26 protein-coding genes are annotated in these 22,936 nt (G+C 65.1%); 16 read left to right on the top strand and 10 right to left on the bottom strand.

Features of this window, described 5'->3' with window-relative positions; translation table 11 throughout:
• Window positions 1-4 precede the first annotated feature (4 nt).
• The 3 genes from AC07X5_RS23935 to AC07X5_RS23925 all read left to right on the top strand — a co-directional run bounded on the left by AC07X5_RS23935 (window position 5) and on the right by AC07X5_RS23925 (window position 2,228).
• Entirely contained in the window at window positions 5-319 is a 315-nt protein-coding gene (locus AC07X5_RS23935) for a hypothetical protein (RefSeq protein ID WP_494772143.1), read from the top strand.
• Between the two features lie 55 nt (window positions 320-374).
• On the top strand, window positions 375-902 hold the full coding sequence (locus tag AC07X5_RS23930) for a MarR family winged helix-turn-helix transcriptional regulator (RefSeq protein WP_494772142.1): 528 nt from the start codon (window positions 375-377) through the stop codon (window positions 900-902).
• Between the two features lie 93 nt (window positions 903-995).
• Window positions 996-2,228, top strand: a complete 1,233-nt coding sequence (locus tag AC07X5_RS23925; protein WP_494772156.1) for a DUF5677 domain-containing protein — start codon at window positions 996-998, stop codon at window positions 2,226-2,228.
• 265 nt (window positions 2,229-2,493) lie between these two features.
• Here AC07X5_RS23925 and AC07X5_RS23920 read toward each other — a convergent pair whose 3' ends face one another.
• The gene (locus AC07X5_RS23920; RefSeq protein WP_494772141.1) at window positions 2,494-2,688 is read right to left on the bottom strand and encodes a PaaI family thioesterase; all 195 of its coding nucleotides are present in this window, start codon (window positions 2,686-2,688) and stop codon (window positions 2,494-2,496) included.
• 381 nt (window positions 2,689-3,069) lie between these two features.
• Here AC07X5_RS23920 and AC07X5_RS23915 point away from each other — a divergent pair, with 381 nt between their 5' ends.
• The 5 genes from AC07X5_RS23915 to AC07X5_RS23895 all read left to right on the top strand — a co-directional run bounded on the left by AC07X5_RS23915 (window position 3,070) and on the right by AC07X5_RS23895 (window position 7,297).
• Window positions 3,070-4,887 carry a S8 family serine peptidase gene (locus AC07X5_RS23915; RefSeq protein ID WP_494772140.1) on the top strand — a complete coding sequence of 606 codons (1,818 nt, stop codon included), beginning with the start codon at window positions 3,070-3,072 and terminating at the stop codon, window positions 4,885-4,887.
• A gap of 81 nt (window positions 4,888-4,968) precedes the next feature.
• Window positions 4,969-5,538 (top strand): S8 family serine peptidase, encoded by a 570-nt coding sequence (locus AC07X5_RS23910; protein ID WP_494772139.1) that lies wholly within the window; start codon window positions 4,969-4,971, stop codon window positions 5,536-5,538.
• 70 nt (window positions 5,539-5,608) lie between these two features.
• Complete coding sequence (locus tag AC07X5_RS23905) at window positions 5,609-6,199, top strand: hypothetical protein (RefSeq protein ID WP_494772138.1); 591 nt, start codon at window positions 5,609-5,611, stop codon at window positions 6,197-6,199.
• Between the two features lie 27 nt (window positions 6,200-6,226).
• A complete protein-coding gene (locus AC07X5_RS23900; RefSeq protein ID WP_494772137.1) occupies window positions 6,227-6,748 on the top strand; it encodes a DUF3658 domain-containing protein in 522 nt (173 codons plus the stop codon).
• Between the two features lie 72 nt (window positions 6,749-6,820).
• The gene (locus tag AC07X5_RS23895; protein ID WP_494772136.1) at window positions 6,821-7,297 is read left to right on the top strand and encodes a hypothetical protein; all 477 of its coding nucleotides are present in this window, start codon (window positions 6,821-6,823) and stop codon (window positions 7,295-7,297) included.
• Between the two features lie 70 nt (window positions 7,298-7,367).
• On the opposite strand, the gene AC07X5_RS23890 is transcribed toward AC07X5_RS23895, so the two are convergent.
• Window positions 7,368-7,892 carry an EF-hand domain-containing protein gene (locus AC07X5_RS23890; RefSeq protein WP_494772135.1) on the bottom strand — a complete coding sequence of 175 codons (525 nt, stop codon included), beginning with the start codon at window positions 7,890-7,892 and terminating at the stop codon, window positions 7,368-7,370.
• Window positions 7,893-7,908: 16 nt separating this feature from the next.
• Entirely contained in the window at window positions 7,909-8,739 is an 831-nt protein-coding gene (locus tag AC07X5_RS23885) for a lectin (protein ID WP_409957525.1), read from the bottom strand.
• Between the two features lie 157 nt (window positions 8,740-8,896).
• Here AC07X5_RS23885 and AC07X5_RS23880 point away from each other — a divergent pair, with 157 nt between their 5' ends.
• Window positions 8,897-9,271, top strand: coding sequence for a hypothetical protein (locus AC07X5_RS23880; protein ID WP_494772134.1), 375 nt, complete (start codon window positions 8,897-8,899; stop codon window positions 9,269-9,271).
• On the opposite strand, the gene AC07X5_RS23875 is transcribed toward AC07X5_RS23880, so the two are convergent.
• The 3 genes from AC07X5_RS23875 to AC07X5_RS23865 are packed head-to-tail and all read right to left on the bottom strand — an operon-like array spanning window position 9,249 to window position 11,439.
• Window positions 9,249-10,115 (bottom strand): EamA family transporter, encoded by an 867-nt coding sequence (locus tag AC07X5_RS23875; protein ID WP_494772133.1) that lies wholly within the window; start codon window positions 10,113-10,115, stop codon window positions 9,249-9,251. The two genes, AC07X5_RS23880 and AC07X5_RS23875, sit on opposite strands and share 23 nt — an antisense overlap.
• Window positions 10,112-10,672 (bottom strand): phosphonate degradation HD-domain oxygenase, encoded by a 561-nt coding sequence (locus AC07X5_RS23870; protein WP_494772132.1) that lies wholly within the window; start codon window positions 10,670-10,672, stop codon window positions 10,112-10,114. Before AC07X5_RS23870 ends, AC07X5_RS23875 begins: the two co-directional genes overlap by 4 nt.
• A 20-nt stretch (window positions 10,673-10,692) precedes the next feature.
• The gene (locus AC07X5_RS23865; RefSeq protein WP_494772131.1) at window positions 10,693-11,439 is read right to left on the bottom strand and encodes a phosphonate utilization associated transcriptional regulator; all 747 of its coding nucleotides are present in this window, start codon (window positions 11,437-11,439) and stop codon (window positions 10,693-10,695) included.
• A gap of 157 nt (window positions 11,440-11,596) precedes the next feature.
• On the opposite strand from AC07X5_RS23865, the gene AC07X5_RS23860 reads away from it, so the two are divergent.
• Genes AC07X5_RS23860 through phnX form a run of 6 tightly spaced genes read left to right on the top strand, consistent with a single transcriptional unit; the run spans window position 11,597 to window position 18,250 of the window.
• On the top strand, window positions 11,597-12,631 hold the full coding sequence (locus AC07X5_RS23860; RefSeq protein ID WP_409957520.1) for a putative 2-aminoethylphosphonate ABC transporter substrate-binding protein: 1,035 nt from the start codon (window positions 11,597-11,599) through the stop codon (window positions 12,629-12,631).
• Window positions 12,631-13,815, top strand: a complete 1,185-nt coding sequence (locus AC07X5_RS23855) for a putative 2-aminoethylphosphonate ABC transporter ATP-binding protein (RefSeq protein ID WP_494772130.1) — start codon at window positions 12,631-12,633, stop codon at window positions 13,813-13,815. The genes AC07X5_RS23860 and AC07X5_RS23855 overlap by 1 nt, the downstream gene beginning before the upstream one ends.
• Window positions 13,812-15,527 (top strand): putative 2-aminoethylphosphonate ABC transporter permease subunit, encoded by a 1,716-nt coding sequence (locus AC07X5_RS23850; RefSeq protein ID WP_494772129.1) that lies wholly within the window; start codon window positions 13,812-13,814, stop codon window positions 15,525-15,527. Before AC07X5_RS23855 ends, AC07X5_RS23850 begins: the two co-directional genes overlap by 4 nt.
• A gap of 2 nt (window positions 15,528-15,529) precedes the next feature.
• A complete protein-coding gene (locus AC07X5_RS23845; RefSeq protein WP_494772128.1) occupies window positions 15,530-16,228 on the top strand; it encodes an HAD family hydrolase in 699 nt (232 codons plus the stop codon).
• Window positions 16,225-17,361 carry a TIGR03364 family FAD-dependent oxidoreductase gene (locus AC07X5_RS23840; RefSeq protein WP_494772127.1) on the top strand — a complete coding sequence of 379 codons (1,137 nt, stop codon included), beginning with the start codon at window positions 16,225-16,227 and terminating at the stop codon, window positions 17,359-17,361. Before AC07X5_RS23845 ends, AC07X5_RS23840 begins: the two co-directional genes overlap by 4 nt.
• A 28-nt stretch (window positions 17,362-17,389) precedes the next feature.
• Window positions 17,390-18,250 carry a phosphonoacetaldehyde hydrolase gene (phnX, locus tag AC07X5_RS23835; RefSeq protein WP_494772126.1) on the top strand — a complete coding sequence of 287 codons (861 nt, stop codon included), beginning with the start codon at window positions 17,390-17,392 and terminating at the stop codon, window positions 18,248-18,250.
• A gap of 199 nt (window positions 18,251-18,449) precedes the next feature.
• Here the strand turns inward: phnX and AC07X5_RS23830 are convergent, their stop codons facing one another.
• Both AC07X5_RS23830 and AC07X5_RS23825 read right to left on the bottom strand, forming a co-directional pair.
• Entirely contained in the window at window positions 18,450-19,088 is a 639-nt protein-coding gene (locus AC07X5_RS23830) for a hypothetical protein (RefSeq protein ID WP_494772125.1), read from the bottom strand.
• Between the two features lie 795 nt (window positions 19,089-19,883).
• On the bottom strand, window positions 19,884-20,477 hold the full coding sequence (locus AC07X5_RS23825; RefSeq protein ID WP_494772124.1) for an RNA 2'-phosphotransferase: 594 nt from the start codon (window positions 20,475-20,477) through the stop codon (window positions 19,884-19,886).
• Between the two features lie 156 nt (window positions 20,478-20,633).
• On the opposite strand from AC07X5_RS23825, the gene AC07X5_RS23820 reads away from it, so the two are divergent.
• On the top strand, window positions 20,634-21,131 hold the full coding sequence (locus tag AC07X5_RS23820; protein ID WP_409957512.1) for an O-acetyl-ADP-ribose deacetylase: 498 nt from the start codon (window positions 20,634-20,636) through the stop codon (window positions 21,129-21,131).
• A 71-nt stretch (window positions 21,132-21,202) separates the two neighbouring features.
• Here the strand turns inward: AC07X5_RS23820 and AC07X5_RS23815 are convergent, their stop codons facing one another.
• Both AC07X5_RS23815 and AC07X5_RS23810 read right to left on the bottom strand, forming a co-directional pair.
• Window positions 21,203-21,757: a hypothetical protein gene (locus AC07X5_RS23815; RefSeq protein WP_494772123.1), complete on the bottom strand. Its 555-nt coding sequence runs from the start codon at window positions 21,755-21,757 to the stop codon at window positions 21,203-21,205.
• 89 nt (window positions 21,758-21,846) lie between these two features.
• A complete protein-coding gene (locus AC07X5_RS23810) occupies window positions 21,847-22,932 on the bottom strand; it encodes a porin (RefSeq protein WP_494772122.1) in 1,086 nt (361 codons plus the stop codon).
• Between the last annotated feature and the right edge of the window lie 4 nt (window positions 22,933-22,936).

Raw genomic sequence — 22,936 nt, 5'->3', positions numbered from 1 at the left:
GGGGGTGCTCCTGGGTTTGAAGGCGGATGGGCATCGTACCGCCTGGGGCGGTATTGCCGTCAATCACCGTCGCCATGCAGTGAAAAGCTTTCTCAAACACACCGCCATCGCCGCCTTGATCATGTTTCCGCTGGCGCAGGCTCTGGTGCACTGGGCGGCGAGTGACATGAATCTGCGCGTGGAATTCCCGGGCTGGGGCGGCTTTCAGGCCGTTTTCGTGCTGCGCCTCATGGTCTCGTGCTGGCTTTGCATGGCGGCCCATGGCTTGTACTTCATCGTCCAGCGGCTGCGGGGCCGCAGTGCCGATGTGCTGGGCTGACGTCTTCTGTCCTTGAGCCATTCCCGCAGTTGCGGCCCGTCGGTAGACTGCGCGCATGCCCCGCCAGTCCAACCCCAGTGCCGCGGCCGACCCGCACGCCGTCCTCCCGCCCGCCGACCAGCCCGCCTTCGACCTGCCGCGCGCCGCCAATGCCGGCATGCGCCCGCTGCAGCCGCTCGACGGGGCGCTGCTGCTCATGCACTTCGCCTTCCGCGGGCTGGTGGTCAAGGCCGATGAATTCCTGGCCGGGCAGGGCCTCTCGCGCGTGCACCACCGGCTGCTTTACGTGGTGGCGCGGGCCGAGGGCATCTCGGTCGGGCAGCTCATCGAGCTCCTGGGCGTGAGCAAGCAGGCGCTGCACCGGCCGCTCAAGTTCCTGCAGGACGAGGGCTACCTCGTTGCGCAGCGCGACCCGGTGCAGCACCGCACCAAGCGCCTGTCGCTCACCGAGCGCGGCCGCGAGGTGGAGGCGACTGCATCGCGCCATGAACGCGAGGCGATGGAAGCCGCGATGCGCAGCGTGCCCGCCAGCGGGCAGGCGGCGTGGACCGAGGTGATGACCGCGCTGGCGCGGCTAGCTTAAATGCGTTGCTCAATAATATTATTTGGTAATTTTTTTACGGAAAACTACATTTCAATTTTATCAAATTTTCATTTAATAGAGTGAGTGATTTTTATGAAGCGTAGAAGGCAGAAAAATCCTAAGAAAGAACTGAATGCACTAACAATCAGAAGGTCGCACGAAACATTTCTAGTAAATACTAAAGACATTCGCAGCTCAAGCTGGCATGCTGGTGTGGATCCGATTTTTCAAAATATTTACGTGAAATATATTAGTGGAAAGATTGCTGGATATGCGACCAGAGTTCCTTTGGAGATGATAACTGAGGGTTTCTATCATCCTCTTCGGAATTTTGAACATGTATGTGATAGGCCACCGGAGGATATAATTCTTGAGCAAATGCTTGGAATTAGACAGGGTGAAAGACCCGTGCTACATCTTTATGGAAATAAAAATAAAAAATCCGGAACGAGATTTCTTTGTTCTGATGATGTTGTCAACTGTATCGCATACAAACGGCTTGGAATTTCTGCAGTTCCTGCAATGGTGTTTGCACCAGGTCATGAGCCTCTCCCTTACTCGTCAATTGAAACAAGGTGCAAAATTATAAAAGGTCAAATAGACGAGCGAATGGTCAAGGTTGTTAGCAATGAAATGCCACAACAGGTCTTTACAATGTTTCCGGGGGAATTGCCTGAATCTGTAAATGTTCTAGAAAAGATGCTGGAAAAAATCAATTCTCTAATTGCTAGCCTGCGTACCTTTCACACGCATGCAGACGAGCAGCTGCATTATCATCATATGATTTTTTCAGCGCTTCTAAGGGCAAAAGAGACGCTTATGGCAATTGATTTGCTTATTCGTGAAAATCTATGGTATCAGGCGCTTTCGCTTTTGCGCGTTTTATATGAGATACATTTAAATTTTTATTTCGACTGGTTGCAGCCAGAGTCCAATTATCGGCATCTCGCCGCGGCGGCCGTCTTTAACGGATCGATGCTTGATAAGCAAAAATCGTCAACCAAAAATCAGTTAATTTCTGAGGGTTTGTCTGCTCAAGCTGCGGAAGACCAAGCCAATCGAGTCTGGAATCCGGTGAAAATTGCTTCCACCGTTGCAGAAAAGGCAAAACTTCCGAAAGTGGGAATTCTTTATCACAAAGATATTTATGGTTTTCTTTCTCAAGTATCTCATCAAAATTTTGAAATAGCCTCCCTTCATGCAAATAGATTTGATGATGAGAAATTTCTTATGGTGGAAAATGATTTGAAATTGACATATTTGCGTTTCATGGATTTGATAGTTAGTGAGTTTGCGGCTGCTGTATCTGATGATTTACGAGGCTAATATGAAACTTCAATATCCTATTTGGTAATTTAATTTCGAAACGCGTAAACTCTAGAATATATTTTAGGTGGCCTCTCCCGTTGTTTCAGTTACTTCGAAACTGAAACTGTCAGAGGGAAGGCAGCTCGGGCTTGGAATCTGGGGAGTATTTCTTCAGCCTGCTAAGAGCTAGCCGTTCGTTACTTCGGGTGCGTTGGTCGCCCCTCCTCCTTTCCCGAATTTCGCACCAATTCAGGAGGAAGCTAGGCGCGCAGCGAATCGGGGGCTATCTAATCATCAGCGTGGCCGAGGCTATCGCATGCAGCTTGCCATCCGCCCCGCGGATCTCGGCGCTGCAGATGCCCAGGCTGCGCGTCTGCTCCACCAGCCGGCCTATGGCGGTGTAGGCCACGCCCTCGGCCAGGGGCCGCACGTACTTCACGTTCAGGTCCACGGTCGAATACTGCGCACCCTGGCCCAAGGCCGAGAGCAGGGCCAGCGCGGCCGCGCCATCCAGGCAGGTGGCCGCGCTCCACCGTGGTCAGCCGCATCGGCATGGTGGTGGCAATGCCCGAGGGCGGGATGCGGCCGGCCTGCATGGCTTACAGGATCTGCAGGCCGGTGGGGCCGGAGGCGGTGTGGGTCGCAGGCTGGCTGGCTTCGGTATTTATCATGTCAATATTATTGACTTGAAGATGTGCGCATGCAAGGCATGCCGCGCGGGGCCCCATGCCGTGGGGCGGATGACCGCTCAGCCATATTTCGCTGGCGCAAAGCGGGGGCGGTTTTGATAATCGCGCTGCGGCCAACGCAATTCGGGCGCCGCCGCCATGAGTCCAAAATCCAAAAAAGGGGTGTTTCCATGCGTTCACGATCCATTCCCAGGCCTGCGCGCCTGGCGCTCGCCTGTGCCTTGTGGGCCGCTGCCTGCGGCCTCGCCGGGGCGGCCACCACCTGGTCGCCAGACCGCCCCACCGAGCTGCGCATCGGCAGCCTGGTGGTGGGGGACAACCGCTACGAGAATGTCGTCATCAACATCGCCGGTGTGGTGGGCTTCAGCGCCACGGGGCCCAACCGCACCTACGACAGCTTCAACCCCTTCAACGGGCAGATCACCATCGCATCGCTCACGGTGGGCGGCCAGACCTTCTACGACGTGGTGGTGACCCTGGGCGGCCTGGTCAGCGTGGCGGGCGCCGCGCCGCTGGCAGCCCTGGTACCCAACGACCCCCTGTTCAGCCGCCAGTGGCACCTGCGCAATACCGGCCAGAGCGGCGCCGGCGGCCCCGCCGCCCTGGCTGGCGAGGACCTCAACGTGGGCAAGGCCTGGCAGCTGGCCACGGGCACGGGCGTGCAGATCGCGGTGGTCGACGACGGCCTCGATATCTTCCACGAAGACCTGCGCGTGGTGGCCGGCAAGAGCTGGGACTACCGCACCAATGCCTATGGCGACCCCTCGTCCTCCACCAGCTCGCACGGCACCAGCTGCGGTGGCCTGGCTGCGGCCATCGGCAACAACAACCTGGGCGTGACGGGCGTGGCCTTCAACGCCCGCCTGGTGGGCTACAACCTGCTGTCGGCCACCACCGGCGCCTTTGGCGCCGATGCCGTGACCAGGGACCTGGCCAGCAACCACATCTACACCAACAGCTACGGCGCGGCCGACAGCAACGGCCTGCTGGCGCCGGCCGACGAGCTGTGGCGCGACGCCATCCGCACCGGCATCACCACCGGCCGCGGCGGCAAGGGCGCCATCTACACCTGGGCGGCCGGCAACGGCGCGCCCGAGGACCGCTCGGACTACGACGGCCAGGCCAACTTCCAGGGCGTGCTGGCCATCGGTGCGCTCAACGACCAGGGCCAGCGCTCCTCCTACTCCGAGCCCGGGTCCAACGTGCTGGTCACGGCCTATGGCGGGGAGTTCTGCGGCACGCAGACCACCACCACCACCGACGTGTCGGGTGCGCCCGGCTACAACGACGGCAACAAGCCCGAGGACATCACCGGCAGCCCCAATTACACGCGCTGCATGAACGGCACCTCGGCCGCCACACCCCAGGCGGCCGGTGTGGCCGCGCTGCTGCTGGAGACCAACCCCGCACTCACCTGGCGCGACGTGCGCGCCATCTTCGCCCGCACCGCGCGCAAGACCGACCCCGCCAACGCCGGCTGGGTGACCAACGGCGGCGGCCTGCACGTGAACCACGAGTATGGTTACGGCGCCATCGACGCGCTGGCCGCCGTGCGTGCCGCTGCCGGCTGGGCCCCGCTGCCCGCGCAGAAGACCGCCACCCAGGCCGCCACGCTGGGCAGCCCGCTGGCCATTGCCGACAACGGCGCCGCAGCCACCAGCAGCCTCACGCTGCAGGGCAGCGGCATCGGCAAGCTGGAGTTCGTGGACCTGTCCATCACCTCCAACCACACCAACGTGGGCGACCTGGAGATCACGCTCACCAGCCCCGCGGGCACACGCAGCACCGTGTCGGTGGTGCATGACTGCAAGGACACCGCGGGCGGCGCCGTCACCTGCGGCACTGCGCTGGAAACGGGCTTCACCTTCGGCATTGTGCGCCTGATGGGCGAGGCCGCCGACGGCAACTGGACCCTGTCCGTGCGCGATGGCCGCACGGGCGAGACCGGCAGCGTCTCGGCCTGGAGCATCAAGGCCTATGGCTACTGATGTGCTGAACAACAACAACAGCGCCGCACACCTGCCCGCACGCCACCCCATTCCACCGCATACCTGCCGAGGCCTCACACCATGAAGCGCATCACCATCATCTCTCCCTTGCGCCTTGCCGCAGCGGCGCTGGCCGCCAGCGCCATCGCCACGGGCGCCCTGGCCGCCACCACCGTCCACTACTTCGATGGCAACACCCAGCGCACCATCACCCTGGACACCAGCCAGGTCGCCATCATCACCCCCATCCCCGAGGCCGGCGGCGCGCAAGCCCGCAGCATCGCAGCAAGTGGCAGCAGCAGCCCCGCGCCCCTGGTGCAGTTGCAGCCCGCATCCGCGCCCATGGCCCGGTCGGCCGACACGCACGTCTCTCCCGTCTACCGCGAAGGCACATCCCCCGCAGGGCGGCTCATGGCCCTGCCCGGTGGCGTGGTCGTGAAGTTCAACCCCGACTGGAGCGACGCCCAGGTGCGTGCCTGGGCCCAGGCCAAGGGACTCACGGTGGCCGAGCGCCTGGGCACCACCGACAACTGGTACCTCATCGCCACGGCCCCCGGCAGCGCCGCGCTGGAGCTGGCCAACCGCCTCCAGGCGGGCGGCGAAGTGCTGGCCGCCACGCCCAACTGGTGGAAGCAGACTGCAGCGCGGTGATCGGCGGCGCTTGCTGGTGCCATGGTGCGGCGCGCGCGGGCCTTGCGCCAGCCGCGCACGCCGCCCCTCCATGACCCACGTCCTCGAGCGCCCGTTCTTCAACCTGTCCGTGGTGCGCGCGCCGCTGGCTGAGCTGATCGATCAGTTCGCCAGCCTGCCACCCCTGGTGGCGTCGCGGGCCGAGGTAACGGCGCTGGCATTTCCTGCGCAGCCCTATGGCAGGGCTCCTGGCGGCTTGCCGCTGCTGCTGTGGTCGCCTGCCTGCAGCCCGGGGCTCACGGCCGTCATGCCCAGCGTCGGTTCGGGTGATTATTTCGTGCTCGAGTACGCTTGCAAGCGCTTTGGCCACGATGGCGTGGCCGTGCGCAGCACCACGCAGGCGGCCGAGGAGCCCATCAACGAGTTCATCACCTATGCCGGCAACCGCATGCAGCGCGCCGTGCGCGCGATGCAGGACTCGCCGCGCCGGGACTTCTACCAGGAGGGGGCGCCACTCCCTTTTGAAGCGGTCCATGCCTACACCGCCCGGCGGGTGCGCGACCGGCTGCAGCGCGAGGCGGTGCTGGACTATCTGCAGGCCTGGGGCGTGCCGGTGCGGGATGAAGCGTTCTGGCACAGTGCTGGTAATGCGGTCACGCTGGTGCGGGGCAAGCGTGAGTAGGGCCACACACTTCAATTGGGCTAGTACATGAAACAGGAAGATGCAGCAGCGCTTTACGCAATCTACGAGCGCGCGCTGGAGGTGCTGTCAGAAGCAGAGCCGTTGATATTGGATCTGCCCGACGAAAAAGAGCGGCGCACTGCTTTGCACAGCTACGGGGGAGTCATTGTCAAGATACTCTCTTCTCTGCGTGCGCCGCTGGTTCGGGAGTACCCTGAACTCGATACCACCGAGCCCCCGGAAGACGAGCCGGACACATTGCTCGATGCGCAGGAGCAGCAGGTCGTTGACCTGCTGACGCCAGAGCAGATACAGCGCATAGACGAGCAGTTGCTGGCCGACTGCGCCGCCGGGTGGTGGCGCAAGTCCGCGCGCATTGTCGGCACAGCCTGGATGGCGCTTTCCAAGGAACTGCCTGACGTAGCTGTTGGCTACTACGCCCAGCGTGTGATCGTGCTGGTGGAGGCAGGTCAACTCGAAGCGCAAGGGAACTTGCACTACATGCGCTTTAGCGAGGTGAGGCTGCCGGGTGAAGCCGGAGAAATCTAGTGCAGCCATTCTCAAATCCGCAGACTGGTTCGTTGTGACATCTATTCCTGCCGTATCTCTGTTGATCGCACCATGAGCGAACTGTCTGACCTCCTGCTCGACATGCTCAGCGCCCCGCGCGTGCTTGTGTCCATTGCACTGGGTATCGCCGGGGCCATCCTGCTTGCCAGCCAGATAGACTGGTTCAGCGGCGGCATGGGCCTGGTGCTTGTTCTCCTGTCGTTCGGAGCGGGCCTGGCATGGGAGGGGCAGGCGGCGCAAGCTGCAGAAAAACGGACTGCGGAACAAGGCCACCGCGTTTTCAAAGTGTTTTTGGCGCTGGTGCTGTGCGCCGTCGGGCTGGTGTGGATGTTCACCGCCGGCCCGTGGGTCAGCTCCATCGAAGGGCGTCTGGCGGTGCTCGGCGGTACGCCGATGGCGGTGGGTGGCTTGTATGCGTTGGTGTTCTGGCGTCCGGTGCCGGTTCGCCCGATGCTGTTTGCCGCATGCTCGCTGCTGTCCGGCCCGGCCACGCTCACGGGGCTGCTGGTCGCCCAGGGGTTTTTGTGAAGACTACCCAGCACAAGCAACAACGGGACCCTGAGGCCCCGCCGTTCACTGGCGCTGCGGCCTTGGCTGTCTACTGCTTGCTCTTGCGCCGCTGCTTCTCGTAAGCCACGCACTCCGGCACCGACAGCAGGTCGTTGCTGTCCGCATCGGCCGCCTCGAAGTAGGCCATGCGGGTTTCCACGACCTCCTTGAACGACAGCTTGCCGTCGCCGTCCTTGTCGGCAGCGGCCAGGCGCCTGGTGCGGCCCTTGCCCATGCCGGGCACCTGGGCCAGTTCGGCCAGCACCACGTGGCCGCTGGCGTCCGGGCCCAGGCTGTGCCAGCTCTGCACGATGTCCTGGTGGAACTCGTCGAGCGAGACATTGCCGTCGTGGTCCCGGTCGGCGGCGGCGCAGATGGCCTGCAGCCGCTCGTCAAGCGAGCGCTTGCCGGCCGGGCGTTGCTGCTGGGCACCGGGGGCGGGCTTGGCAGGCGGGGCGGCGCCCGGCGTGCTGGCGGTCGTCTGCGCGGTGGCGGGCATCGCCAGCGCAAGGCCGCAGGCGGCGGCGCAGAGCAGGGGGATGGCTCGGTTCGCCAGGGTGCTGTTCTTCTGCATGTTCGGTCCTCCTGCCTTAGAACCACCAGCGCTGGCTGGGGCTGCGGTTGCACTGGTACACCATGGTCGGGTTGCCCGGCCGCAAGCGGCCGTCCACCACGTCCAGGCACTTGCCATTGAGCTGGCTCACGATCTGGCCGCCGCGCGTCGTCCATTGCTGGCTGCGCGAGCCCGAGCAGGACCACAGCACCACGCGGGCGCCGTCGCGCGGGTCGCCGCGCTCCACGTCCAGGCAGAAATCGCGCACGCGGATCTCGCCGCCGCGGCCCACGCGAAAGCGCTGCGAATCCGTGCCGTTGCATTCATACACCTGAAGCGCATTGCCGGGGCGGAAGTTGCCCTTGCTCACGTCCAGGCACAGGCGGCCGTCCACGCGGATCTCGCCGCCCCGGCCACCACCGCCGCCGTTGCCATAGTCCGGGTAGCCGGGCCTGCGGTCGTCGTCGCGGTTGTGCTGGTTGGCCAGCAGCGCAATGCCGGCAATCGCGGCCACGGCCGCCACGGCGGCGCCCGCGTTGTTGGAGCTGTTGTTGTTGCCGCCGCCCTGCGCATAGCTGCGCGTGATGCGAAAACGCCCGCCGCAGCCATCGTTGGTCCACAGCTCGCGGTTGGTGAGGTCATAGCCCCAGCTGCGGTTGAAGCGGCAGGCGCCCTGCACCTGCTCGGCCAGGTCCACCTGGGTCACGTCGTCCGCCAGGCGGGCCGAGGTGTAGCCGCCATTGGAGCGCAGCTCCACGATCTGGTCCGGTGGCTGCTGTGCCTGCACCGCCGGGTGCGTCTGGGCAAGCATCAGCGGCACGCACAGCAGCCAGGCCTTGCGCCGCATGCGGGTCGGGTGTTGGGTCATGGTCTCGTTCCTCCTAGTTGCAATGGTCGCGACGGTATGCAATCCATCTCTTAGCCGGCATTATGTGCGCGTGGCATGTCGCTTTGGTTCAAGCCAGAGGCTGATTTCGTAAGCAACTATGATCCACCGCGCTTCCTGCGAGATCGAGATGTCCGCCATGCTTGTAACTGCCGCCGCCGTGATCTGGTTGACCGGGCTTGCCCATTCCGTGCTGGGCGAGCGCTACCTGCTCATGCGCCTGTTCAGGCGCGAGGAGGTTCTACCCCGGCTGCTGGGCAGCACCGCCTTCACCGCAGGCACGCTGCGCTTCGTGTGGCACCTGCTCACGGTGGTGTGGTGGGGCCTGGCCTATGTGGTGCTGTCGCTGGGCAACGGACCGTTGTCACGGGATGACCTGTTGCTGGCCATCGGCGTCACCGCGCTGGTGTCCGCCGTGTTTCCCCTGTACTTCACACGGGGCAAGCACCTGTCGTGGGTGGCGTTGCTGGCCGTGGGGTCCTTGCTCCTGGCTAGCCGAACCGCAGCGCCATGATGCCGGCGACGATGGTGCACACCCCCATGGCCTTGCCCGCGCCAAACGGCTCGCGCAGCCACAGCGTGCCCAGCAGTGCGGCGAACAGTACCGAGGTCTCGCGCAGCGCTGCCACCACGGCCACGGGTGCGCGCGTCATGGCCCACAGGGCGATGGCATAGCTGCCCAAAGAGGCCACCGTGCCCAGGCTGGCAATGCGCCAGCGCCCGGCCATGTAGGCCAGTGCGGCGCGGCGCCCCCGCGGCCCGCGCTGGTACAGCACCACCAGCAGGTAGGGAATGCCATCGAACAGGAACAGCGCCGCCACATAGGCGCCCGCGTCGCCTGCGGCGCGCACGCCCAGGCCGTCGATCACGGTGTAGGCCGCGATGATGAGTGCATTCACCAGCGCAAAGCGCAGCGCCCGGCCGCGCTGCCCTTGCGGCGCCGCGCTGGCGCGCGACAGTCCCAGCAGCAGCACGCCCGCGCAGATGCCCGCCACGCCGGCCCAGGCCAGCAGCGACAGCGATTCGCCCAGCAACTGGTGGCTGCCCAGCGCCACCATCAGCGGTGCGCAGCCGCGCATCACGGGGTAAGTGAGGCCCAGGTCGCCATGGCGGTAGGCACCCGCCAGCGCCAGGTAGTAGCCGATGTGGATCACGCTGGAGGCGGCGATGTACGGCCACGCCGCGGCCGCCGGCAGCCCCGTGGCCAGCAGCAGCGGTGCGGCGATGAAGACCCCCAGGCTGTGGATCAGCGCGGTGTCGAGCTCCTTGTCTGCGGCCGACTTGATGAGCGCATTCCAGCTGGCGTGCAGCAGCGCGCCGAACAGCACGGCCGCCACCACGGGCGCGGCCAGCGTCACGCGGGGGTGCCTTCCAGCATGCAGCGGCGTGCGCGTGCCAGGTAGTGGGCCATGGGCGGGGTGGTGAAGTCGGTCTGCTTGGCCAGGTCGTCCCACAGGCGCACGCGCACCGCCTCATGGGCGTGGGGGCTGCTCAGGAACTCCTGCGCCTGCTCGGGCGTGAACACGCCGCCCTGCAACTGCAGGCTGCGCCGGGAGTCCTCGGACAACGCCGCCAGGTAGTGCGGCTGCACGGCGCACAGGTAGCGCTTGGCATCCACGTGCCAGCGGATCGCGTCCAGCACCCGGTCCGAAAACAGGCCGCGCAGAAAGGGCAGGGCGTAGAACTGGTGCAGGTCGTCGATGCCGCGCAGCGTGGGCGACTCGCCCTGCTCATTGAGCAGGTGGCCCAGGTCGTGCAGCAGCGCGGCGGTGACCAGCTCGTCGTCGGCACCGGACTGCTCGGCCAGGTGCGCGCACTGCAGTGCATGCTCGAGCTGCGTGACCGGCTCGCCGCTGTACTGCGCACCGCCCTTGCGGGCGAACAGTTTGCCGATATCGTCCAGTGTCAGTGCCATGGCGTGCTCCTCGTATGGGGTCAGGCCGCGACGGTGCGCCGGGTACCTGGGGTGGCGGCGGCTGCAGCCAACTGCGGATTGCCGTGCCGGGCCTCGTAGTTCAGGCGTGTGCGCTCGCGGCTGTTCATCACATGGTCGTGCATGGCCTGGCCGGCGGCCTCGGCATCGCCCGCGGCAATGGCCTTGACGATGGCCTTGTGCTCGCGCGAGTACACGGCCATGGATTCCTCGGTGAGGTTCTGGCGGCGGAACAGCGAGAGCTCGTTGACCAGCTTGCGGTAGGTGGCCACCAGCTTGGCATTGCCCGCCAGCTCCAGCAGCCGGTCGTGGAATTGCAGGTTGAAGCGGTGGTAGTCCTGCGCGTTGCCGCCCTTGACGGCCTGATCCATGGCATCGACCAACTGGCGCAGCTCGCGCACCTCGGTGGCGGTGGCCGTCTGCGCGAGCTTGCGGCCCACGTACAGGTCCATCACGGCACGCACCTCGAAGATCTCCAGCGCCTCCTCGATCGGCACGGCGCGCACGAACACGCCCCGGTTCTTCTCGGTGCGTACCAGGCCCGCCTCTTCGAGCAGGCGAAACGCCTCGCGCACCGGCCCGCGCGATACGCCCAACTGGTCGGCCAGCGTGGCCTCGGTGAGCTTGGCGCCAGGCAGCAGGGCGCCGTCCAGAATCATGCGTTCGATCTCGTTTTGCACCAGCTTGGGCAGCGAATTGCCCTGAAGCTGTGCGATGGTGGTGCGGGTGCTGGAGGAGGGTGTCGCCATGGGATGCAATGGTACGTTGCAGAGTGCAGATTGTCTACAATCTGCGATATGCAATAGACAATCAACCGGGTTGGCCTGCATTTTGCATCAGCAATGTGTCATGAAGATGACTTGTCGCGTCGGCATATTCGCCGTTTTTCTGACCCGGAGTTCTTCCATGCAAATTGCAAAACACCTCATCGCCGCAGCCCTCGGGCTGGTTGTTGCCGCTGCCGCCCATGCGCAAAAGACCGAACTCGTGGTCTACACCGCGCTCGAGACGGACCAGCTCAAGGCCTACCAGGAGGCCTTCAACAAGGTGCACCCCGACATCTCTATCAAGTGGGTGCGCGACTCCACCGGCGTCATCACCGCCAAGCTGCTCGCCGAAAAGGCCAACCCCCAGGCCGACGCGATCTGGGGCGTGGCCGCCTCCAGCCTGGCCCTGTTCGACAAGAGCGGCATGCTCGAGCCCTATGCGCCGCTGAACCTCGACGCGCTGATGCCCCAGTACCGCGACAAGAAGAAGGTGCCCGCCTGGTGGGGCATGGACGTGTTCGGCGCCGTGGTGTGCTTCAACACCGTCGAGGCCAAGAAGAAGAACATTGCCTTGCCCACCACCTGGAAGGACCTGCTCAAGCCCGAGTTCAAAGGCCAGGTAGTGATGCCCAACCCGGCTTCGTCGGGCACCGGCTATTTCGACGTGGCCGCCTGGCTGCAGCTGTGGGGCGACGACAACGGCAAGGGCGGCGGCTGGAAGTACATGGACGCGCTGCACGAAAACATCGCCCAGTACACGCACTCGGGCTCCAAGCCCTGCAACATGGCGGCGGCCGGCGAGTTCGTGGCCGGCATCTCGTTCGAGTACCGCGGCTACACCAACAAGGCCAAGGGCGCGCCGATCGAACTGGTGTTCCCCAAGGAAGGCCTGGGCTGGGACCTGGAGGGCTTTGCCGTCTACAAGGGCACCAAGAAGCTCGACGCCGCCAAGAAGCTGGCCGACTGGGCCTCGTCCAAGGACGCCATGGTCCTGTACGGCAAGAACTTCGCCATCACCGCGCAGCCCGGCGTGGCGCCCAAGCTGGCCCACATCCCGGCCGACTACGAGGCGCGCCTGATCAAGATGGACTTCGAGCAGTCGGCCACCAGCCGCGAGCGCGTGCTGGCCGAATGGACGCGCCGCTACGACACCAAGAGCGAAGCGAAGAAGTGATGTTTGCCCCCCGAGAGGCCATGGAGGGCCGCGGCGGCGAGCCGCTGCCGGCAAAGGCGACCATGCACACCACCACCACCCCTGACAGCGGCACCTACCTGGAACTGCAGGGCGTGCACAAGCGCTATGGCGGCTTCACCGCACTGCAGAGCATCGACCTGGCGATTGCGCGCGGCGAGTTCGTGTGCTTCCTGGGCCCCTCGGGCTGCGGCAAGACCACGCTGCTGCGCACCATCGCCGGGCTGGAGACGCAGACCGCCGGCCGCATCCTGCAGGCCGGGCGCGACATCTCCGTGCTGCCGCCCGCGCAGCGCGACTACGGCATCGTGTTCCAGTCCTACGCGCTGTTCCCCAACCTCAGCATTGCCGACAACGTCGCCTACGGTCTGGTCAACCGGCGCCATCCGCGCGCGCAGATCGCTGCGCGCGTGGATGAGCTGCTGGCGCTGGTGGGCCTGCCCGGCAGCGGCACCAAGTACCCGGCGCAGATGTCCGGCGGCCAGCAGCAGCGCGTGGCGCTGGCGCGGGCACTGGCCACATCGCCCGGCCTGCTGCTGCTGGACGAGCCGCTCTCGGCGCTTGACGCCATCGTGCGCGTGCGCCTGCGCAACGAGATCCGCGCGCTGCAGCGCGAGCTGGGCGTGACCACGGTGATGGTCACGCACGACCAGGAGGAGGCCCTGTCCGTGGCCGACCGCATCGTGGTCATGAACCACGGCGTGATCGAGCAGGTGGGCACGCCCGCGCAGGTCTACCGTGAGCCGGCCTCGCCCTTCGTGGCGCAGTTCATCGGCAAGGTCAACCGGCTGCAGGCCGTGGCCGAAGGCGACCACTGGTTTCGCTGCGGCAACAAGCGCCTGCAGTGCGCGCCTGGCGCTGGCGCCGATTTCCGGGCCGGCCGGCCGGTGGAGCTGTTCCTCAGGCCCGAGGACCGCGTGGTCGGCGCGCTGGCCGACGAAACCCCGGGCCTGTGCATGGGCCGCGTGCTGCGCATCGAGTTCCTGGGCGGCAACTGCCTGGCCGAAGTCGATGTCGATGGCCTGCCCGGCCAGCCGCTGCAGCTGCAGTACTCGCTCAACCAGATGGACGAGTTCGGCGTGCGCGAAGGCGCGACACTGCGCTTTGCGCTGCGCATGGACCGGCTGCGCGTGTTCGCGGCCCAGGGCGCAGGGGAGGGCGCATGAACGCCATGGTTCTGCCTGTGGCCGCGCCCCCGCTGCGCCAGCGCCTGCACTGGAGCGACCGCATCGCCCACGCGGGCCTCTTGGCCGTGGTGTTGCTGCTCTGCCTGGGCCTGCTGGCGCCGCTGGTGGCCATTCTGTCGCAGTCGCTGCAGGGCAATGGGGCCAACGCCGGCCTCTCGGCATTCACCGCCTACCTGGCTTCGCCCGCACTGCTGGGCAGCCTGTGGAACAGCGTCTGGGTATCGCTGCTGGTCACGGCCATCGTGGTGCCGCTGGCCTTTACCTTTGCCTACGCGCTCACGCGCAGCTGCATGCCGGGTAAAGGCCTGCTGCGCACCACCATGCTGCTGCCGCTGCTGGCGCCCTCGCTGCTGTCGGCCATCTCCATGATCTACTGGTTCGGCAACCAGGGCATTGCCAAAGACTTCTGGCAGGGCTTGGGCTTCACCGGCATCTACGGCGCCTCGGGCATTGTGCTGGCGCAGTGCTTCGCCACCTTTCCGCATGTGCTGATGATCCTGGTCACGGCGCTGTCGCTGGCCGATGCGCGGCTGTACGAGGCCGCCGACGCCATGGGCACGGGCGTGGTGCGCAAGTTCTTCACCATCACGCTGCCAGGCGCCAAGTACGGGCTTATCTCGGCCGCGCTGGTCTGTTTCACCCTGGTCATCACCGACTTCGGCATCCCCAAGGTGGTGGGTGGCAATTTCAACGTGCTGGCCACCGACGTGTTCAAGCTCGTCATCGGCCAACAGGATTTTCAGCGCGGTGCCGTGGTGGCCCTGTTGCTGCTGCTGCCCGCGGTGCTGACCTTTGGCGTTGATGCGCTGGTGCAGCGCAAGCAGACCGCCACGCTCACCGCACGTGCCGTGGCCCTGGTGCCCCGGCGCCGGCGCGGCTTCGACACACTGATGCTGCTGTACTGCCTGGCCATCGCGGCGCTGGTGCTGGCCATGTTCGGCATGGCGGTGTTCGCCTCCTTCGCCAAGTTCTGGCCCTACAACCTGGCGCCCAGCCTCAACCACTATGTCGCCGGCCTGGTGGATGCGGGCGTGTCCACCGCGCTGTTCAACAGCCTCCAACTCGCCGCCGGCACCGCCGTGGTGGGCACCGTGGTGGTCTTCGTGGGGGCCTACCTGCTGGAGAAGACGCGTGGCATGGACGCGCTGCGCCCCGTGGTGCGCCTGCTGGCCACGCTGCCCATGGCCGTGCCGGGCCTGGTGCTGGGCCTCGGGTACATCTTCTTCTTCAACGCGCCGGGCAACCCGCTCAATGCGCTGTACCAGACCCTGCCGCTCATGGTGCTGTGCACCGTGGTGCACTTCTACACCACGGGCCATATCACCATGGTCACCGCGCTCAAGGCCATCGACGCGGAGTTCGAAGCCGTCTCGGCCTCGCTCAAGGTACCGCAGTACAAGACCTTCTGGCGTGTGACCCTGCCGATCTGCCTGCCCGTGCTGCTCGATGTGTCGCGCTACTTCTTCATCAACGCCATGACCACCATCTCGGCCGTGGTGTTCCTGTACTCGCCCGACACGCGCCTGGCCTCGCTGGCCATCCTCAACCTCGACGAAGCCGGCGACACCGGCCCTGCCGCCGCCATGGCGGTGCTCATCGCCGCCACCTCGGCCGTGGTCACGCTGGCGTACCTGGGCCTGGGCAAGCTCGTCGACAAGCGCACGCAGGCCTGGCGCGCTCCGGCAAGATGACGATGACACACCGCCTTGCCATCTTCGACCTCGACAACACCCTGCTCACCGGCGACAGCGAGGTGCTGTGGCTGGCCTGGTTGCGCGAGCAGGGCCTGCTCGATGCCGCCATGGCCGAGCGCAATGCCGACATGGACCGGCGCTACCACGCCGGCACCGTGGCGCCCCATGAGTTCTGCAGCTTCTACGCCGCGCTGTTCGCGGGCCGCACGCCGCAGCAATGGCAGCCGCTGCTGGACGGGTGGTTCCGCCATGTGATCGCCCCGCGCATCCCCGAGGCCGCGCACGCCCTGGTGCAGCGCCACCGCGATGCGGGCGATGTGCTGGTGCTGAGCACCGCATCGAGCCGCATCCTGGCCGAACCCAGCGCCCAGGCGCTCGGCTTTGTGCACCTTATCGCCACCGAACTCGCGCTGCTGCCCGATGGCCGGTTCGCCGGCTGGACGGAGGGCACGCTGAACATGCGCGAAGGCAAGGTGATCCGCCTGCGTGAGTGGCTGGTCGCGCGCCACGACGATGCCGATGCCGCGCTGGCCAGCGCCAGCTTCTACAGCGATTCCATCAACGACCTGCCCCTGTTGCAGGCCGTGGGCCACCCCGTGGTGGTGGACCCGGACCCGCGCCTGCTGGCCGAGGCCCAGGCACGCGCCTGGCCCGTGCTGCGGCTGGCGCGCAATTTTCTTGCCACCGAGACAACATGACGACAAGCAACCCTTCTGAACCCCATTTCGACCTCATCGTGGTCGGCGCCGGCATCGTCGGCCTGGCCCATGCCTACACCGCGGCACAGCGCGGCCTCAAGGTCTGCGTGGTGGAGCGCGATGCCGCCTGCGTGGGCGCATCGATCCGCAACTTCGGCTTCATCACCGTCACCGGCCAGGGCGCGGGCGACACCTGGCGCCGCGCCAAGCGTGCGCGCGAGGTGTGGGGCACTGTCGCTCCGCAGGCCGGCATAGCCGCCGTGCACCACGGCCTGTACCTGAGCGCCTTCCGCCCGCTGGCGCACTCCGTGCTCGAAGCCTTCATGCGCACGGAGATGGCCGAGGGCTGCGAGCTGCTGGACACGGCCGAAGCCGCACGCCGCGCGCCCGCGCTGCAGCTCGATGGCGCCCAGTCTGTGCTCTACAGCCCGCACGAGATGCGCGTGGAATCGCGCACCGCCATCGGCCTGCTGGCGCGCTGGCTGGCCGAAGCCCATGGCGTGCAGTTCCGCTTTGGCGAAGCCGTGCTGGAGGTGGCCACACCGCGCGTGCGCACGTCGCGCGCCGTGCTGCATGCCGAACGCGTGGCCGTGTGTACCAACACCGAGCTGCATGGCCTGTTCGCCGAGCGCCTGGCACCGCACGATCTGCGCCTGTGCCAGCTGCAGATGTTGCGCGTGACGCCCGAACCGGGCTTTCAACTGCCCGGCTCCGTGATGGCCGACCTGAGCCTGGTGCGCTACCACGGCTACAGCCGCCTGCCCGAGGCCGCGTCGCTGCTGGAACAGATGCGCCGCGAAGAGGGCGAATCGCTGGACCACGGCATCCACCTCATCGTGGTGCAAAGCGCGGATGGTTCGCTGGTGGTGGGCGATTCGCACCACTACGGCGCCGCGCCCGAGCCCTTTGCCAGCGAACGCGTGGACGCGCTCATCCTGCGCCACCTGCGCGAAACCCTGAAGCTGCGCGAAGCCACCGTCACCGCGCGCTGGGTCGGCACCTACCCCTCGTCGGCCAGCACCGACTGCCTGATCGACGCCCCCGACGACGCCACCCGCGTGGTGCTGGTCACCAGCGGCACCGGCGCCAGCACCGCCTTTGGCATTGCAGAAGACGTTTTCGCCGCCTGGTGACGCGCCCCCCATCCATCACAACAGAACCATGAGCAACACCACCCCGTCCGTCCCCGCCGTATCGTCCGCGCGCGACCAATTGAGCGCCGTCGTCTTCGACTGGGCTGGCACCATCCTCGACTTCGGCTCCTGCGCGCCCATGGGCGCCTTCGTGCGCCTGTTCGAGCAGTTCGGCATCACCATCAGCATCGCCCAGGCGCGCGGCCCCATGGGCATGGCCAAGTGGGACCACATCCAGGCCCTGGGCCGGCTGCCCGAGGTCGCCGCGCAGTGGCAGGCCAAGTACGGCCGTGCGTTGACCGACGCCGACGTGGATGAACTGTACGAAGTGTTCACGCCGCTCAACGCCGCCGTGGTGCCCGACTTCTGCGACTTCATCCCCGGCGCGCTCGACGCCGTGGCCGCCGTGCGCGCACGCGGCCTCAAGGTCGGCTCCACCACCGGCTACAACCGCCCCATCATGGAAGTCGTCAGCGCCATCGCCGCCCGGGGGGGCTATGTGCCCGACAACCTGGTCTGCGCCGGCGACCAGGCCACCGGCCGGCCCACCCCGCTGATGATGTGGCAGTGCTTTGCCGACCTGGGCATCTGCTGGCCCGCCACCGTGGTCAAGGTCGACGACACCGAGGTCGGCGTGCAGGAGGGCCTGGCCGCAGGCACCTGGGCCGTGGGCCTGGCCGTCAGCGGCAACGCCATGGGCCTGCCCCTGGTCGAATGGCAGGCGCTCGGCCCGGCCGAGCAGGCCTTGCGCCGCGCGGCGGCCGAGGCGAAGCTGCGCGCTGCCGGCGCGCACTACGTTATCGACTCGGTGGCTGAGTTGCCGCCCGTGCTCGATGCGATTGCCGCGCGGCTGGCGCGGGGGGAGCAGCCGGGCAGGGCGGCGCCATGAGCGAACCTGCCGCCCGAATGAATCGGGCTGGGCAAGAATTCAGTAACCCTTCGTTGGCCAGCGGCTGCGCAGAAGGGGTACGACGGTCAGGCTCGGGCTGCAGACAGGCTCACGAAGGCGTTGAGGGTGCCGCATCTATCTCTTGAACGTTGTTCGCGATGGCATTGCATCTGGACTGCTTGTTGATATTATGCGGGCCTCATTTTTCCGATCTTTTAATGCAGGTGTTTGAATTTATTTCAACCAGATTGGAGTTTTTTGCAATTTTTTGAATTTCACCTAGTCGGATTTCGGGAAGGGGTGCACCATCTCGCCAATTAACACCTCCAGCGCTGAAAAAGAATGGATTCGGAAAATCGGTCGAGCCTCTGCCATATTTTCCAGGGCCATTGAGAAAAAAGATCAAACGCTGTCCTACAAGGCTGCGATGATAGATGTCGAATTCGGTTCCGCCTTTCAATATAATGTTTTTTGCTTGATAGGCGACAGGGTATTTGCACGAATCAAATAGAGCATTTTTTGGGGCGTAGATTAGTTCCATGTTTCGCAGCTCCATGAATGATTCTCCACCGGCCGCGGATGTTGGCTTATCAGAAAAAACCAACTCATCGGAGTCAATGCTCTCCCGTGGGTTCATTAGTTTCAAGCCTAGCCTTTCCGATATGTGGACCATCCCTCTGAAATCACCCAGAAATATCATTGGAGAATAACTTTTGATATATTCCTCCAAAGTCAGTGGCTCGGGAATTGGCATGGAGGCAATAGACTTGGCAGAAATGGTCAGCGCGAAAAAACCAAGTAAGGAGTGTCGAATTAATTTTAATATAATACTTTTCATGTCATCTTTGGTTGAAAAATTCAATATTGGTCACAGATTGAAGGTCTCGCTGCTCTCTCAGATTCTCAATTTTTGCCTTCTGAATCGGATCATCACTATTTTACAGAGATTCATTCATTGACATCAATATTTACCGCTTTGGTGAGAATTGGAGTCGTGTAGTCGACGTAGTTAATTTTTTGCGATGCGAAGGACTTCTTCGAGGGAGTCTATTGGCAAGAATTCCGACTCCTTTTTCTGCTTGGTAGGCTGTGGTTATGTCAGTTCTACGCAGGGTGGCTTGCTCGGGCGAGGGCGAGAGCGGTCTTAGGGGCAGGCGACCGATGCTGGTGCGCGTGCGCATGGCTTTGGGACCGAGGTGTTTGGCGGCCTGTAACAGGTCGCCGGGGGTGGCGGTGTCGCATTGCTGTAGGCCTATCTGGCAGGCTGTGACGTACGGCGTGACAAGAGGCGAAAGGCCGCTTGTACCGGGCTCAGCCTGTTCAGTCTGGCCCATTCCTTCCTGTAGTTTTATTGCCAATGCCGCATCGGCAGACACGCTGGAGGCTGGCTCCGCAGCCTCCCCCGCTTTTTGCTCATGGCCCTCAGTATTTTTAATGTGCGGGGGGATCATCGTTCACGGACGTGCCGTGTCAACGAATATTTGGCGCCATCAATACGTGATCACAATCCTCATACTTCGCGACGGAGTTGCGGTTCTTTCAGATCATTTACAAGGATAGGCTGTCCTGGAGGTAACGGACTCCCGGACGCTGAGATGATTCGCTTGGCAGGGCCTGCCAGAGCTGGCCAGTCTCATGTCGTGCCCTCCTGCCGGGGTTGCTGCTCCATGCACGCAAGGTACTGCACACCCACCTGATCGGTCAGCCACACGCCATTCTCCGAGCGATAGAACACATGACCTTCCTGCTGCATGCGCAGGGCGTCCACCACCAGCACCACGGGCAGCCCATGCCTTGTACCCACGGACACCGCGACATCCTGCCTCTCGGTCAGGTGCACATGGTGGCGACTGCCGCGCAGCAGGCCTTGCTTCAGTATGGATGCGAGAAAGCGCGAGGCCGTGCCGTGGTACAGGCGATCCGGTGGCACCTGCGGCACCAGGCCCAGGTCCACCTGCACCGAGTGCCCTTGGTTGGCGCGGATGCGCAGCCCGTCGTCGCTGAAGGCAAAGCGCTGCTTGTCGTTGCTGGCCACCACCTCGCCGAGCAGGGCAGGGCTGATGCGTTTGCCTGCACGCTCGCAGGCGGCCAGCAGCTCGGCCACCGGCACCCAGCCGCCTTCGCCCAGGCTGATGCCGATGCGGCCGGGCTCGTGGCGCAGCACCAGGCTCAGGAACTTGCTGGTGGACACGATGCGTTTGCTCTGATCGTTGTTGTTGTTGTTCATGGACGGTTTCCTTTCTTCTTGTTGTTGTCATGTACGGTGCCCGGCATGGCGCCATTCACCGTTTGCAACAGCATGCCGCTTTACTTAGTGCTGTTGTGAAACTATCATAAGTTCAACAGATAAACTAAGTCAACGGATTTTTCGAAGGGCATCACCATGGCAAGGTTCAAGGCCATCCAGGGCGACATCACCCGGCTGCAGGTGGACGCCATCGTCAATGCCGCCAACACCTCTTTGCTGGGCGGTGGCGGGGTGGACGGCGCCATCCACCGTGCGGCGGGGCCCGAGCTGCTGCAAGCCTGCCGTTCGCTCAATGGCTGCAAGGTGGGCCAGGCCAAGGCCACGCCGGGCTTTCGCCTGCCAGCCCGGTACGTGGTCCATACCGTGGGCCCGGTCTGGTACGGCGGCAACCGCAACGAGGCCGATCTGCTGGCAGCGTGCTACCGCGAATCCATCGCCCTGGCGCTGCAGCACGGCGTGCAGTCCATCGCCTTCCCCTGCATCAGCACGGGCGCCTATGGCTACCCCGCGCAGGCGGCCGCGCAGATCGCGGTGCAGGCCTGCCGCGATGCCGCGGGCGATATGCCGTTGGACATCACCTTCTGCTGCTTCTCTGCGGCAGACCTGGCGCTGTACGAGGCGCTGTTGCGCTGAGAACGTGTTTGCGATCTTTTCGGGGCCGCTCAAGTACCTTGCCGCACTTCGGCGCGCAGGCCCCTGGCGGCCTACAGGCGCCGGGCGCTCACCTGCGAGCACCCGCCACCCTGCACCGTCGCCTCTCCCTCGAACCGCGCGGTAGGCCCCCAGGCCCCGGCCAGGCCCGAATCGCTAACCAGGCCCTGCCAGCTCCAGTGGATGCGCACGGGCGCCTGCTGCGCTGCCTGTGACAGTTCAGCAAAGGCGCGCGACAGCGGGACCACGCCATCGGCGCTGCCCGAGGGCGGCACCCTGACCGAACCCGATGGGCTTGGGGCCGTCGCTGCGGCAGGCCCCTGGAGCCGCTGCGCATTCGTGCCCTGGCGTTCTGCCGTGATGCGCAGGCTGCGCGAAGCGGGCGTCCACGGTGCCGTGTCGGCCGACACCCAGACCGTGCGCTCGCTTCGGTTGCGCAGCTCGAACACCAGGTCGATGCCGGCCGTGCCGGTGACGCAGCGGGTGCGCAGCTCCAGGATGTCCGGGGGCACGTTGGTGGCAAAGGCGGTGCCGGCGGACAGGGCCAGCGTGGCGGCGGCTGCAGGCAGCAGCTGCCTTGCCAGGGATAGGGTAGGGGTACGGGCCATGGGTTGGAGGGGGCGCAATGCGGTCGGTGCTGCCGCATTGTGCCGCCTTCCACTCCCTGCGGCCAGGCTGGCCCGGCTGCGCACCCTGCTCAGAAACTGTGCCGCACCCCCAGGTCCAGGCCCGATGAAGCCTGGTTGGCAGCAGTGACCGCCCCGTTGAGCGCCGTGGTGGCGCCGCCGCTGTTGCGCACGCGTGCATAGGTGGCGTACAGCGCGGTCCTTTTGGAGAGGTGGTGCACGTAGCCTAGCGAGAGCTTCTTCGTCTCGGGTTCGCTGCCGCCGCCTGCGGCCTGGGTGGCTTGGTACTGGGACCATTGCACCTTCACCTCCCCCGTGCCCACGCGGTAGATGCCGCCCAGTTGCACGCCGCGGCCCACCGTGCCCGTGAGCGTCTCCACCCGGTCGCGGTAGATGCCCCCCATGGCGGTGAAGAGGCCGGCGTCGTAGCGTGCGCCCAGGTTGCTGGAGGTGATGTCCCCCGTGTTCGCGGTGCGTGCATAGCGGGTGCGCGCATGGGCGGCCGACAGGTTCAGCGCCCCGGCCCGGTAACCCAGGCGCGCGCCGCTGCCGGTTCCATCGTCTGCTATGGCGCCCGCGTTGCCCGGGTTTTCGCCGCGGTAGTGCTGCAGCTCGCCATACCAGCCGCCCAGCCCGGGCGGCAGAAAGTACATGAGGGCATTGGAAGCGCGCGAGGACACCGGCCCGCCCAGCGATCCCACATTGGTCTGCGACGAACCCACGCCGTTGTTGCCGAACGGGTCGAACTCGAAACGGTTGTAGTACTGCACGGAGTAATCGCGCCCCAGGCGCAGCTCGCCCCAGGTGCCCGTCAGGCTCACGGTGGAGCGGCGCCCGAACACCAGGCCACCACCGCCACTGGTCCCCGCGGTCTGGTTGCTGGTATTGGTGGTGCCGAAAGTGCCGCTGTCCAGCGTCAGCCCGGCCTCCAGCCAGAAGCCGGCCGACAGCCCGCCGCCCAGGTCCTCCGTGCCGCGCACCCCGATGCGCGACGAGGAGTTGCCGCCCGAGCCCAGCTGCGTGCGGTTGGCGGTGCTGCCCGAGCCGACCTGCACGGTGGCGTCGGCAATGCCGAACAGGGTGACGGAGGACTGGGCGGCCGCCAGGCCGCAGGTGGCCAGCAGTGCCAGCGGGGTCAGTGCGTGTTTCATCTTCATGGTG

The sequence above is a fragment of the Acidovorax sp. GW458-11-26-14-TSB4 genome (assembly GCF_059423865.1).
Note: the sequence above shows the minus strand (reverse complement) of the source record. Positions and strands in the feature narration are given on the sequence as shown.